General features: G+C 72.0%; 12 protein-coding genes and 1 riboswitch. All 12 genes read right to left on the bottom strand.

Annotated elements, in window-relative coordinates; all coding sequences use genetic code 11:
* Positions 1–2: 2 nt before the first annotated feature.
* The 12 genes from selB to IPJ78_09315 all read right to left on the bottom strand — a co-directional run bounded on the left by selB (position 3) and on the right by IPJ78_09315 (position 13318).
* The gene (gene selB / locus IPJ78_09370) at positions 3–1859 is read right to left on the bottom strand and encodes a selenocysteine-specific translation elongation factor (GenBank protein MBK7906765.1); all 1857 of its coding nucleotides are present in this window, start codon (positions 1857–1859) and stop codon (positions 3–5) included.
* On the bottom strand, positions 1856–2602 hold the full coding sequence (gene recO, locus IPJ78_09365) for a DNA repair protein RecO (protein MBK7906764.1): 747 nt from the start codon (positions 2600–2602) through the stop codon (positions 1856–1858). The genes selB and recO overlap by 4 nt, the downstream gene beginning before the upstream one ends.
* Entirely contained in the window at positions 2599–4548 is a 1950-nt protein-coding gene (locus IPJ78_09360; protein ID MBK7906763.1) for a TonB-dependent receptor, read from the bottom strand. The genes recO and IPJ78_09360 overlap by 4 nt, the downstream gene beginning before the upstream one ends.
* Before the next feature lie 46 nt (positions 4549–4594).
* A complete protein-coding gene (locus IPJ78_09355) occupies positions 4595–5380 on the bottom strand; it encodes an ABC transporter ATP-binding protein (protein MBK7906762.1) in 786 nt (261 codons plus the stop codon).
* Positions 5377–6366, bottom strand: coding sequence for an iron ABC transporter permease (locus IPJ78_09350; GenBank protein MBK7906761.1), 990 nt, complete (start codon positions 6364–6366; stop codon positions 5377–5379). The genes IPJ78_09355 and IPJ78_09350 overlap by 4 nt, the downstream gene beginning before the upstream one ends.
* On the bottom strand, positions 6363–7298 hold the full coding sequence (locus tag IPJ78_09345; GenBank protein ID MBK7906760.1) for an ABC transporter substrate-binding protein: 936 nt from the start codon (positions 7296–7298) through the stop codon (positions 6363–6365). Before IPJ78_09345 ends, IPJ78_09350 begins: the two co-directional genes overlap by 4 nt.
* A 132-nt stretch (positions 7299–7430) precedes the next feature.
* Positions 7431–7553, bottom strand: a riboswitch (cobalamin riboswitch).
* 35 nt (positions 7554–7588) lie between these two features.
* Positions 7589–8752 carry a hypothetical protein gene (locus IPJ78_09340; GenBank protein MBK7906759.1) on the bottom strand — a complete coding sequence of 388 codons (1164 nt, stop codon included), beginning with the start codon at positions 8750–8752 and terminating at the stop codon, positions 7589–7591.
* The gene (locus IPJ78_09335; protein ID MBK7906758.1) at positions 8733–9242 is read right to left on the bottom strand and encodes a bifunctional nuclease family protein; all 510 of its coding nucleotides are present in this window, start codon (positions 9240–9242) and stop codon (positions 8733–8735) included. Before IPJ78_09335 ends, IPJ78_09340 begins: the two co-directional genes overlap by 20 nt.
* 18 nt (positions 9243–9260) lie before the next feature.
* Positions 9261–10433 (bottom strand): methionine adenosyltransferase, encoded by a 1173-nt coding sequence (locus tag IPJ78_09330; protein ID MBK7906757.1) that lies wholly within the window; start codon positions 10431–10433, stop codon positions 9261–9263.
* A 90-nt stretch (positions 10434–10523) separates the two neighbouring features.
* Entirely contained in the window at positions 10524–12293 is a 1770-nt protein-coding gene (gene ptsP / locus IPJ78_09325) for a phosphoenolpyruvate--protein phosphotransferase (protein MBK7906756.1), read from the bottom strand.
* Positions 12294–12560, bottom strand: a complete 267-nt coding sequence (locus IPJ78_09320; GenBank protein ID MBK7906755.1) for an HPr family phosphocarrier protein — start codon at positions 12558–12560, stop codon at positions 12294–12296.
* Positions 12560–13318, bottom strand: coding sequence for a PTS system mannose/fructose/sorbose family transporter subunit IID (locus IPJ78_09315; GenBank protein MBK7906754.1), 759 nt, complete (start codon positions 13316–13318; stop codon positions 12560–12562). The genes IPJ78_09320 and IPJ78_09315 overlap by 1 nt, the downstream gene beginning before the upstream one ends.
* Positions 13319–13321 lie beyond the last annotated feature (3 nt).

The following is a 13321-nucleotide window of genomic DNA, read 5'->3' as shown; positions in this document are numbered from 1 at the left end:
CGTCAGGGATTCTCCGGGATGGTCCCAAAGGTGCGGCCATCCGCACGGCGCAGCGAGATGCGTTGTCGATCGCACCATTCCAGGAACGGGATGAGCCACTTGCGGGTGATCCCCAGTGCCTCGCGCAGTTCCGAGGGCGCGTAGACGGTCCCCGCCTTGGCGTAGCTCCGCAGTCGCCGGAGCAACTCCTGCACCGCCTCCCGCGAGAAGGGGCGGTCGAGGGCGATCATCACCACCAGCTTCTCCTTCTCGAGCAGTTTGAGCTGGGCGTGCACATCGGTCCCGAGTTCCGCCACGAGTTCAGGGATGCTGAGCGCCTCCACGCCCGCACCCCGGATCCGCTCCAACAGTCGATCACGGGCCGAGGTGGCCCCGACGGACGATCCGGCGGCGAAGCCGACCCGTCGGAGATGAGCGCCGTCGACCACGATGAGCCCAGCACGCTCGGCGCGTCGGATGACCTCGTCGGCGAGGGCTGCGTGGGGCGTCAGCGCCTGACGCGCGACCTGACGGTCGAGCCCGGGCGCGAGTGGCTGCTCGACATGCATGCGCTCGATGGTCGCCATGAGGACCTCGCGCATCGCACCGAGGACTTCCAGCCGGACCAGCCGATCCCCGACGCGAACGACCTTCGTCAGCTCCTTCACGAGTCGTTCGACCAGTCCCGTGCGGAGGCCGAGTCGGAGCGGAAGGGAGCCGGTGTCCAGGCCGGCGGCACCAGCCTCGTCGAGCATCCAGCCGACGCGTTGCAGGTCGGTCGCGCCTGGCTGCGCCCACGGTTTGGCGCGCGCACTCGGCGGGAGCGGGTCGGTGACCACGCCGCCGCCGATCGTCCCGTCCGAGCCGCCGGCGCGAAGCACGAAGCGGTCGCCGGCGCGCGCCACGACCGGGGCATCGAGGATGAGACGCACTGCGCGCACCTGCCCCGGTACGACGGGGCCTCCGCTCGCGATCACCCGAGCCCCGACGTCGGCCGTGCCGAGATGGAAGCGCAGCCACCGGCGCGCCTGCACGGCCGGTGCCTGCTCGAGCAGCGAGACATCCGCCCGGAGCACATGACTGGTCGACCAAGGGTCGCCCGCGCGGACCAGCACCGCCTCCACGGACACCTCGTCGCGCGAGACGCCGGCGAGCGCGACGGCCACCCGAGTGCCCGCCCCCACCTGTTCGACCGTCTCGCCATGCGACTCGAGGCTGCGGACGCGCGCCGTGCGGTCGAGCGGCAGGATGCGCACGATGTCGTCGCGGGCGATCGTGCCGGTCCAGGCCGTGCCGGTCACGACGGTCCCGGCGCCCGCGACGGAGAAGACGCGGTCGACGGGCATTCGCCAGGGCTCGTCCGCATGCCGCGCGGGCACGCCGACCGCGGCGAGCCGGATGGCGGCGCGCAGGTCATCGAGGCCAGCGCCAGTGTGCGCCGACACCGGCACGATCGCCGCGTCCGCGAGCGAGGACGTCGCGAGCACACCGCGCACCTCCTCCGCCGCGAGCGCGAGCAGGTCGGGGTCGACGAGATCGGACTTGGTGAGCGCGACGACCCCTGCGCGCACGCCGAGCAGGCTGAGGATCGCGAGATGCTCGCGCGTCTGAGGCATCACGCCCTCATCGGCGGCGATCACGAGCAGCGCGAGGTCGATGCCGGTCGCGCCGGCGAGCATCGTCCGCACGAAGGCCTCGTGACCGGGCACGTCGACCACGCCGAGCGTCCCGAGTCCCTCGATCACGAGCGGAGCGAAGCCGAGCGCGATGGTGATGCCGCGGCGCTTCTCCTCCGGGAGTCGATCGGTATCGACACCCGTCAGCGCACGCACGAGCGCCGTCTTGCCGTGGTCGATGTGTCCGGCGGTCCCGAGGATCATGGGTCGCCCTGCTCCCACGACACCCAGGCGCGGAGCGCACGGCCGTCCGCGAGGTGCTCCTCGACGAACTCGCGCAGCAGGCGCTGATGGGCCCGCACCGTGGGAAGGTCGGTGAGCGCGGCCGTCCCGCCTCGAGACCAGGTGATGAGGGTCGCTCGCGCGTCCGGCGGCAACGCGCGCGCCCCCGGCGCGAGAGCCGCGCAGAGTCGGCAGAGCGCGCCGCCCGCGCGGTGCGCGAATCGGACCGGCTCGTCGGGCGCGAGCGCGCGGTGACAGCTGGCGCACTCCTCCAGCGCCGGCGCGAAGCCGAGCTCGGTGACCAGGCGCCATGCCGCCGCCACGGTCCGCTCCGGCACCTCGGGGTCGGTCGCGGAGCCGATCGCATCGAGACCCGCGGCGAGGGCGTCGTGGATCGCGCAGCCCTCGTCCTCCGGGCCGAATCGCATGCACAGCTCGCCGAGCGCCGAGGCCGCGTTGAAGCGCGCCAGCGACTCCGCCAGCGCGGGGCGCGCCCGGGTGGCGTCGAATCCGGTGAGGAGGTGCAGGTCCCGCGCCGGATGGAGCGAGAGCTGGGCGATCCCGCTGGTGAAGAGGTCGAGCCCCTGCCCGAACCGGCTCCTCGGACGCTTCGCGCCGCGCGCGATGACGCTCACCACGCCCGCCTCGCGCGTCGCCAGTCGGACGATGCGCGAGGTCTCGCGATAGTCGAAGCCGTGGAGGACGATCGCCTCGGTCTGGATCACCGGTGCAACTTAAGTCCCGCGTACAGGGTGCGCCCCGGCGCGGCGAAGCCGGCGATCTGCTGGTAGCGGACGTCCGCGAGGTTCTCGATGCGGAACTGGACGCGTGCGCCCGGCAGCAATCGCTCGGGCAAGGAGAGCTCGGCGCCGAGATCGATCAGCGTGAAGGGCGCGAGGTCGACGCTCGCCGGAGGATAGGTGGCGAAGTCACGGTCCACTCGGACGCCGGTGCGGGTGAACGCGGCGGTGAAGGTGCCGACGCCCTGCACCGTCCTTGCGAAGTGGAGCGAGGCCATGTGCTCGGGACGACGGAGCAGACGGCCGCCCGCGACGAAGTTGGCCCACGTGTCGGTGTCGAAGCCCGCGTCGACCACGCGCGTATCGGTCCAGGTGTATCCCGCCGTCACCGCGACGCCGAGGACGTCCGGCACCGTCGCCTCGAGCTCGAGACCGCCCGCGTTGGCCTGCGCGATGTTGTAATAGTTGGGATCGGTCGGTGACGGTGGAGCGAACGTGTATTGGATGAGGTCCCGGAACCGCTGGGTGAACCCGGTCAGCCGGACGATCGCGCGCCCACCGATGAGCGACTCGACGCCGAGCTCGGCGGAGCGGGTGCGCTCGGGCCGCAGCCCCGCGTTCCCGATCACGAAACCGGTCGCGAAGTTCTCGTAGAAGCTTGGCGCCTTGAACGCGTTGCCGACCGAGGCACGGAGCCGCGTCCCCGACGCCACGCGCCAGGCCGCGCCGAGGCGCAGCGTGCGGAAGGTGCCGAACGCGCTGTTGTCGTCGAGACGCGCGCCGACCGTGTAGGAGAGCCGTCCCGCGTCACCGAGGAGCTGCGCGTACCCGGCACGCGTCTCGCGCCACGCCGCTAACGCGTCGGGCGACTCCCCGAACTCGCTCTGGGAGAGCGACGTCGAGCGCTCCGCTTCACGAGCGTACTCGCCGCCGAGCGAGAGGTGCGCTACCGCTGCGAGGCGGATGTTCGCCCGAAGGTCGGCGACGCGGCGCGTGACCGTGCCGCGCGCGAAGTAGCCGAAGAAGCCGAGCGTGTCGGCGGCGTCGTCCGCCCCGTCGCTGGTGCGCGGATGCAACGTGTTGGCGGCGAATGTCACGCGCGTCTCGAGCCGATCGGACCACCGATGCCCCGCGTCGAGCCCGACCAGCAGCCGGTGCTCGGCGCGCTCCGCGTTACGGTCCTCGATCGCGCCGGACGAACCCGTGGGGTAGCGATACGAAGAGGCGTTGTACCGTGTGGTGAGGCGCAGGTCGCTCCGCGGGGTTCGGCCGAGCGAGACGGTCGCCGAGAGCCCGTCGTTGCGGTACGCGTTGTTGAACGTGAGGACGCCGTTCGAGGCGTGATGATCACCCTGCAGCGTCCACTGCGCGCGACGCGACGCCCCCCCGGCGCCGAGCGAGGCGCGCCGCCCGCCGAAGGATCCGCCGCCGACCTCGGCCCGCACGGTCTTCGCCCCGCCGCGACGGGTGAAGAGCTGGATCACGCCGGTCACGGCCTCGGACCCGTAGAGCACGCTGGCCGGTCCCCGGACGATCTCGATCCGCTCGACATCGTCCAGCGTGATGCGCCCGAGATCCAGCACGCCGCCGGGATCGTTCACCGGCACCCCGTCGATGAGCACGCGCACGTAGTTCGACTGCCCGCCGCGCAGGAAGAGCGCGACCGGTGACCCGAACGAGGAGGTCCGTGCGAGACTCAGCCCCGGGACGCGCCGCAGCGCATCCGCGAGGTGCATGATTCCCTCCGCGCGCAACTGATCACCGTCGAGCACGCTCGCGGTGGCGGTGGGTGCGGCGATGGCGCCGCCGGGGAGCCGCGTCGCCGTCACCACCTCGGGCGGGAGACGGAGCGGCTCAGGGCGCGACTGCGCGCGCACCAGGAGCGGGACGGCGGCGGCGAGGAGGAGCGCGCGCGCTGGACGGAGGATCATGGGACTCGGCACGACAGGATGGAAGAGGAGGAGGAGTACGATGCGGTCAGCGGGTGCCGCGTCCCCGAAGGGGCACGAGCACGGGCGCCCCCACGGCGGGATCGCGCGAGACGACGAGTGGCCACTCGTAGACCCGTTCGAGCACTTCCCCGCGCATCACCTCGCCGGGCGTCCCCGATGCGGCGATGCTGCCGTGGTGGAGCAACACGATGTGGTCCGCGAAGCGGGCCACGAGATTCAGCTGGTGACTCACGAGGAGGATCGCGTGGCCCGCGCGCGCGAGGGCGTCGAGCAGTTCGAACACCGCCATCTCGTGCGCGATGTCGAGGAAGGTCGTGGGCTCGTCCAGCACGAGCGCGCGGCCGCCCTGCGCGAGCGCGCGCGCGATGCGCACGCGCTGCCACTCGCCGCCCGAGAGCTCGTCGGTGCGACGGTCGAGGAAGATGCGCACGCCGGCACGATCGACGGCATGCGCGATCGCCGCATGGTCGGCAGGCGAGTGTCCGCTGAAGGCGCCGCCGTGCGGATACCGCCCGAGCGCGACGAAGTCTCGCACGTCCATCGGGAAGGCCGGCTCCTCGCGCTGCGGGACGACGGCCATCGTCGCGGCGACGGCACGCCGTTCGAGCGTGGCGATCGGTGCGCCGTCCAACAGGACGCGTCCGCTACGGGGCGCGAGCCGACCGAGCAACGCTCGCACCAGCGTGCTCTTGCCGGAACCGTTGGGACCCACGACCGCGGTGATGCGTCCGGCTTCCGCCGTGAACGACACCCCACGCACTGTCGGCTCCTCGCCTCCGTAGCCGAGCACGACCTCGTCGAAGACGATCACCGTGTCACCCCCGCGCGGAGGCGCCAGAGGAAGAACGGCACGCCGACGAGCGCGGTCACGGCGCCAAGCGGGAGCTCGGCCGGCGCCATCGCGGTGCGCGCCCCGAGGTCAGCGAGCACGACGAGCGTGCCGCCGGCGAGCGCGCTCGCGAGCACGGTCGCCCGTGCGCCGCGACATCCGAGCGCGCGCGCGATGGCCGGGACGATGAGACCGACGAAACCGATGAGCCCCGCGCCGGCCACGGTGGCGGCGGCGAGCAGCGACGCCGTGAGGTAGATCCGGCGCGTGACGCGCTCGACGTCGAGCCCCAGCGAGGCCGCCGCCTCCTCGCCCAGGGCGAGCACGTCGAGATCACGCCCCCAGAGCGCGAGCAGCGCGATCCCGAGCGCGACGTAGAGGGCGATCCAGCGCACGCCGTCCCACTGCGCGTCGCCGAGCGAGCCCATCATCCACCAGAGCGCCCCGCGCACCGTGTCATCCGGCGCGGTCGCGAGGGCCACCATGATGGCCGACGTGCAGAACGCGCCGACGACGACGCCGGCCATGAGGAGCAGACGCGGATCCGCACGACCGCCGGCGGCGCGCGCGACGAGCAGCACGAGGAGGACCGCCCCCGCGGCGCCTCCGAACGCCGCGAGCGGCACCAGACCGGGCGCGGACAGGTCGAGCGTCACGGCGACGACCGCGCCGACCGCCGCGCCGCCGGACACGCCGAGCAGGTATGGCTCGGCGAGCGGATTGCGCAACGTCGACTGCAGCGCCGTGCCACTCGCGGCGAGGCCCGCGCCGACCACGAGGCCCAGCGCGATGCGCGGCAGTCGCAGGTCGCGCACGATCGCGATGGTCGCCGGATCACCCGCGCCGAGGAGTGCGCGCCAGACGTCATCGGGCGCGAGCGGCACCGCTCCCACGGCAAGGCCGAGCGTCACTGCCGCGAGGAGCGCGGCGAGGAGCGCGAACCAGAGCACGCGGGGCGCGGAGCTCACCGTGTCTCCTCCGGATAGAGGAGCGCACGCAGGTGCTGCGCCGCTTCGCCCATCCGAACGCCGGGGCGCCCGACGATCATCGTGTCGATGATGAGGATGCGGCCCTCGCGCACCGCACGAATGGCGCGCCAGCCCTCGTGCTGCGCGATGGCCCTCGCGCTGGTCGGCCCCGCGAGGATGACGTCGGGATCGCGCTTCGCGATCTCCTCCAGCGAGACCTGCGGCGACGGGGCCTCCAGATCAGCGAAGACGTTGTCGCCGCCCGCGATCACGAGCAGCTCGGAGAGATAGCTCCCCTTCCCGATGGTCATCACCGGCGAGTCCCAGACATGCCAGAAGGCGCGGACACGCGCGGTGGGCACCGGAACCGCCCGGAGCGAGTCCAGACGGTCGAACACCGAGTCGACCACCGCGCCCGACTCGCCGCGACGGCCGATCGCGGCAGCGAGCACGGCCGCGACCCGCGGGAGATCAGCAACGTGATCGGTGCGATAGGAGAGGGTCGCCACGCCGGCGCGCCGCAGTTGGGTCGCGGCGGCACGATTGGACTCGGTCGCGTACAGCACGACGAGATCCGGGCGCTGGCCGAGCACCGCCTCGACGTTCGGCATCATCCCGTCGCCGACGTCCGGGATCGCGCGGGCTTGATCACTGAAGGCGTCCCAGTGCGTGCGGCCGACGAGCCGCCGCCCCTCGCCGAGCGCGAGGAGCAGCTCGGTGGTGACCGGATTGAGCGAGACGATGCGCTGCGCGACGAGGGCCATCGGGATGGTGTCACCGAGATCATCGCGGGCGACGTCGTCATGGACGTCCTTGGCCGGCGCGCAGGCAATCACGAAGCCGGCCGCGACAGCGGTCGCGATGGCGAACCCTGCCACGACGCGGCGCGCGGCGCGGCCGCGCGGGCGAGGATGAACGGGTCTGGGACGCATCGAACGAAAAAGCTCCTTCGGGATGCCGAAGGAGCCTCGATGCACGTGGCGGGGCGCGTCCCACAGCGGACGGCCGAGCGCCGACGCCACCGACCCTCCCCCGAGGGTCCGGATGTGGCGCGAACGTGGGTCGTCTCCTGGCTCCGGGCCGTCGCGCTCGCCTTCCCGGGTCGGTGACCCAGTGGCTGGTGTTGAGCGGACGTCTGCTGCTGCCCGATACAGTGGCGGGGCCGCGCCGGCATGTCACCGGCTTCCGTGTCCCGCGTTCGCCTTCAGTTGTGGAGCGGAGTCTACGACAGGCCGTCCCGCTTGGCAAGCGCGGCCGCGAGCCGGCCCTTGATGCGCGCGCGCGCCAGATAGTGCTCGGCCTTCTGCTGCTCGGTCGGTGCCGCGAGCTGCTCGTATGCCGCGTCGAGCGCCGCGGCCTCGAGTGCGAGCGCCTCGGGATCGGCCTCTCGCCGCGACGCGAGGCCGGGGCCGCGCCGCAGCATCACCATGCCAAGCCCGAGGAGCATCGCGGCGCCGATGCCGGTGACGACGAGCATCACGCGGAGGCTCGTCGATGCCGCAGCGGGCGGGATCGTGATCGCGAAGGTCTTCGCCGCGTCCACGTCCTGCGCGAGGAAGCGCTTGAACGGCCGCCCGTCGATCTCGACCGGATCGACCGCGACGAGCCCCGCGCCGTTCACGACGGCACTCGGCTCCTCGACGAGCACCTCGAGCACCGTCGTCGGGGACTCGATGAGCACCTCGAACGGATCCATGTCCGCGGGGATCTCGTAGGAGAAGCTCAGCTGCCGCATCCCCGGCGAGATCGGCGCGTTCACCTGCACGCGACCATCGACCGCGCGGATCGCGTCGCTGGAGATGTCCCCCTGCCCCGACTGGATCACGGTGACGCCGGGCGGCAGGGCCGCATCGAACGTGACGCCCGCGTCCCCACGGGCGACGCGCGTGAGCGAGGAGTCGTTGCTGAGCTCGAACGCCTCGACGACGGTGCGGGTCCGGCGCGTGGACGAGTCGGGGACCGTGACGATGAGGTGCCGCCCGCGCACCGCGATGGGGATCGGCGCGCTGGTGGTGTCGTAGACGACGAGGTCGGCCATGCCGCCGCGCAGCACCGCCTCGCGGACCGGCGGCGTGAAGTAGTTGACGCCGCCGCGACTCGTCGACACGAAGTAGACCGCGAGCGTGTCACCGAAGGCGCGGTAGGCGAACCGGTAGCGTCCGTTGGCCGCGGTGCGCATCGAGTCGAGCGGGCCCGCGGTATCGGGCCCCACCCGATGGAGGATCACCCAGGCGCCGCCGAGCCCGACGCCGTCGGGGGTGGGGCCTGGCAGCGAGATGCGCCCCTCGATGGTGCGCGATGCCTGTGCCGCGAGCGGCGCGGTCGGCGCGACGAACGCCGTGGCACCCGCGAGCAGCAGGGCGAGGCTACAGCGAGAAACGGCCAAAGTCCTCGGGGCGCAACTGCGCGAGGTGTCGCTTGAGTTCATCGGAGGAGAGCGGGTCGCCGTCATCGACGGGGGGCGGTTCATCGCGGCCGTCGGCCTCGTCGTCATCGTCGAGGAAGAGCGCCTCGGCGACGAGGATCGGCGCCTCCAGTCGGAGGGCCAACGCGATGGCATCGGAGGGACGCGCGTCGACCACGACGGGCGCTCCTGCCTTGGTGAAGTGCAACTCGGCGTAGAAGGTGCCCTCGTGCACCCGGACGACCTGCACGCGGCGCAGGAGGCCGCCGAGCCCCTGCACGATGGCCTGGGCCAGGTCATGCGTCATGGGCCGCTCGCGCTTCACGCCGTCCAGGTGCGCGGCGATCGCCTCGGCCTCCGGGCGCCCGATCCAGATCGGCAGCGCCCGCTCCCCCCCCTTCTCCTGCAGGACCACCACGTACGCCTGCGAGGAGGCGTCGAGTCCGAGCCGTGAGACCAGCACCTCGACCACGACGCCTCCCGGGGCGGCTCAGGCGCGCACAGCGCGCTTGAGCTCCGCCACCTTGTTGGTCCGCTCCCAGCTGAACAGGGAGACCTTCTTGCCCAGCCGCTCCGCCTTCTCGGGCGCGCGGCCGAAGTGGCCGTACGCGGCCGTCGGGCCGTAGATCGGCTTGCGCAGGTCGAGCGCGTCGATGATCGCCTTGGGCGTGAGGTCGAACGTCGCCTCCACCGCCTTCATGATGCGCCCCTCGTCGACGGTATTCGTGCCGAAGGTGTCGACCATGACCGAGACCGGCTTGGCGACGCCGATGGCGTACGCGACCTGCACCTCGCACTTGGTCGCGAGCTTGGCGGCGACGATGTTCTTCGCGACCCACCGCGCGGCGTACGCGGCGGAGCGATCGACCTTCGACGGATCCTTGCCCGAGAACGCGCCGCCGCCGTGGCGGCCGTACCCGCCGTACGTGTCGACGATGATCTTGCGACCGGTGAGGCCGGCGTCGCCGTGCGGGCCGCCGACGACGAAGCGGCCGGTCGGGTTGATGTGGACCTTCATCTTGCGGCCGCGGAGTTCCTCGGGGATCACGGCCTCGATGATGTCGCGCTTCACCGCCTCGTGGATCGCCTTGTTCTTGACCGTGTCGGCGTGTTGCGTGGAGATGACGACGGTGTCGACCTCGACCGGGCGCCCGTTGTCGTACACGACCGACACCTGCGACTTGCCGTCGGGCCGGAGCCAAGGGAGCGTCCCGTCCTTGCGACGATCCGCGAGCGCATGCGTGAGCTTGTGGGCGAGCATGATCGGGAGCGGCATGAGCTCCGGGGTCTCGTCGCAGGCGAAGCCGAACATCATGCCCTGGTCGCCGGCGCCACCGGTGTCGACGCCCTGACCGATGTCGCGCGACTGCTGGCCGAGCGAGTTGAGCACGGCACACGAGTCCGCGTCGAAGCCGATGCCCGCCTCGGTGTAGCCGATGTTCTTGATGGTCTCGCGGACGAGGCCGCGGAGGTCGGCCCAAGCCGCCGTCGTCACCTCGCCGAAGATCGTGGCGAGACCGGTGGTGACCATCGTCTCGCACGCGACGCGCGAGTAGGCGTCCTGCGCGAGCAGCGTGTCGAGCACCGCGTCGGAGATCTGGTCGGCGACCTTGTCCGGGTGGCCTTCGGTCACCGATTCGGACGTGAAGAGATGGCGATGCAGCACGGGAGATGGGGTCAGGAGTTGGTGGGATAGCAAGACGGCTGGCGCCAGACGCCAGCCGCAAGAATCACGCCCCGAACGATAACGCGACTAGGCGAGCCCCAGCAACCCATCGAGGAGCTCCTCGCCGAGCTGTTCCCCGAGGGCTTTCCGGAGCACCGCTTCGGCCTCACGTGCGGTGTCGCACGCGAGCGCGGCGTCGGCGGCAGCGGCGGCCGCCGCCGCGCTCACGCCGCGGACCAGCCGCTTGACCGCCGGGATCCCGCTCGCCGACACGCTCAGCGTGTGCACCCCGAGTCCGAGCAACGCGAATGCCATCAGCGGCTGCGAGGCCATCTCGCCACAGACGCTCACTTCGAGCGTCGCCGCACGGGCCGCCGCGACCGTGCGCGCGATGAGCCGCAGCACCGCCGGATGCAGCGGCGTGTAGCGCGTCACCAGCGAGGCGTTGCCACGATCGACCGCGAGGGTGTACTGCACGAGGTCGTTCGTGCCGATGGAGAAGAAGGCGACGTCCTTCGCGAAGCTGTCGGCGCTCATCGCGGCCGCGGGGGTCTCGACCATCACCCCGAGCGGGACGTCCGTCCGGTGCGGGATCCCCTTCCGCGCGAGCTCCTCCGCCGCCTCCTGCAACAGGTAGCGGGCCTGGCGGACCTCGTCGACGGAGACGACCAACGGGAGCATGATCCGGACGTCGCCGTGGACCGCCGCGCGCAGCAGGGCGCGCAGCTGGACCTTGAAGAGCTCCGGCTCGTCGAGGCACATGCGGATCGCGCGCCACCCGAGGAACGGGTTGGGCTCGTGCGGGAATCCGCCGATGGGGAGCTTGTCCCCTCCCACGTCGTACGTGCGGATGACCACCGGATGGCCGGCGAAGGCCTTCACCACGCGCGTGTACGCCTCGACCTGCTCCTCTTCGGTCGGCATCGCGGTCCGCCCCACCACGAGGAACTCGGTGCGCATGAGCCCCACGCCCGCCGCCCCGCTCTCGGCGGCCTTCACCGCCTCGTCGGGGAGGTCGACGTTCGCCCGCAGGGTGATGCGCGTCCCGTCGGTCATCACCGCCTCCGCGTCGGCGAGCGTCGCGAGCTCGGCCTGCGCCGCCGCCTCGCGGCGCGCGCGATCGGCGAACTGGGCCAGCACCGCCGCCGTGGGACGCGGGATGAGCGTCCCGTTGGTCCCGTCGAGGATCACGCGATCGCCCATCTGGATCTTCGACGTCGCGTCGATCAGGCCGACCACCGCGGGGAGGCCGAGCGATCGCGCGAGGATCGCGACGTGCGAGGTGCGCGTACCGGCGTCGGTCGCGATCCCCGCGATCGCACGCCGATCGAGCTGGATCGTGAGACTCGGCGTCAGGTCGTGCGTGACGAGGATGGCGTTCGAACCCGGCTCGAGGTCGACGGGATCGTGGTCCGGGAGGTCGAGCAGGAGCGACAGGAGGCGGATGTGCACGTCGACCAGGTCGCCGACCCGCTCGCGCATCATCGGGTTCGTCGAGCGACCGAAGTGCTCGCGCCACTCCAGCATCACGAGGTCGAACGCCTTCTCGGCAGAGAGGTTCTGCCGCACGAGGGCCTCGACGCGCGTGCGCAGTTCGACATCGCCGAGGATGGCGATCTGCACCTCGAAGATCATCGATTCCGCCGCGCCGGCATTCTCCTCGGCCCGGGCCTTCACGCCGCGCAGGCGCTCCACCGCCGCATCGATCGCCGCGCGTAGACGCGCGATCTCGGCGTCGATCTCACCATCCTCGATGACGCGCGACCGGACCTCGGGCACCTCCCAGCGCAGGAGGTGGGCGGGCCCGACCACGATCCCGGGGGAGGCGGAGACGCCGTGCAGCGTGGTGGCGCCCACTCAGTGCTCCCCGAACTTGTTGGCGATGAGCAGCGCGAGCGCCTCGAGCGCACCCTCGGCGTCGGCGCCCTCGGCGCGCAGCCGGACCGTGGACCCGCACTCGGCGGCGAGCATCATCACCCCCATGATGCTCTTCGCATTCACCTCGAGGTCGTCGCTCGCGATGGTGATGTCGGCCTTGAACCGGCCGGCGGTCTTCACGATCTCGGCGGCCGGACGGGCATGGATCCCGTTCGCATTGATCACTTGCACGGCACGTTCTGGCATCAGCGCACCATCGCGTAGAGGACGAAGGCGGCCAGCGCGAGGGTGGCGAGGCGCCACCCCTCCAACCGCCCGTGCAGCACCGTCACCAGCACCGCTCCCGCCGCGACCGCGGCGAGAACGCCTCCCAACAGCACCCGCCCCGGTCCGATGATGCCCTGCGCGGCCACGGGGAGCGCCACGCCGGCGAGGAGCGCGGTGGCTCTCGCGACGTGCGCGGGCCCCTGTCGGAGGACCGGATTGCCCAGCGCCTGCGCCACGCGAAGGCCGTGCGTCCAGCCCGCGTGGAGTCCCCAGACGCGCAAGGCCAGATGCAGCGCATTGTACGTGCCGAGGAAGACCAGCACCACCGTCAGCGGCGAGCCACCGAGACCGAACGCGAGCAGCGCGATCGCGGAGCAGAGCGGGACCCACCCCGCCCACACGAGCCGATCGCCGACGGAGCCGAGCGGGCCCGGGGCCGCGACACGGAATCGCTCGATCTGCGCCTCCGGGACCCCGTCGAGCTCGGCCCGCGCGAGCGCCCCTACGGCGACGGCGGCGAGGTACGGATGCGCGTTGAAGTAGCCGCTGTGGCGCGCCATCGCGCGGCGATAGGGCTCGCCGTTCCGCCCGCCGGGCAGGCGCCGCAGCGCGGGCTCGAGGGCGAACGCGATGCCGTTGCCGAGCATCGTCTCGTAGTTCCAGACGCCCTGGATCGCGAACATCCGCACGAGCATCGCGGCGCGGACGCGCAACGGGAGCGGTGGCGGCCCGGCCACTGG

It is taken from the genome of Gemmatimonadota bacterium, assembly GCA_016714015.1.
Taxonomy (GTDB): domain Bacteria; phylum Gemmatimonadota; class Gemmatimonadetes; order Gemmatimonadales; family Gemmatimonadaceae; genus Pseudogemmatithrix.
The sequence above is the reverse complement of the archived record's forward strand: the minus strand, read 5'-3'. Positions and strand labels throughout refer to the sequence as shown.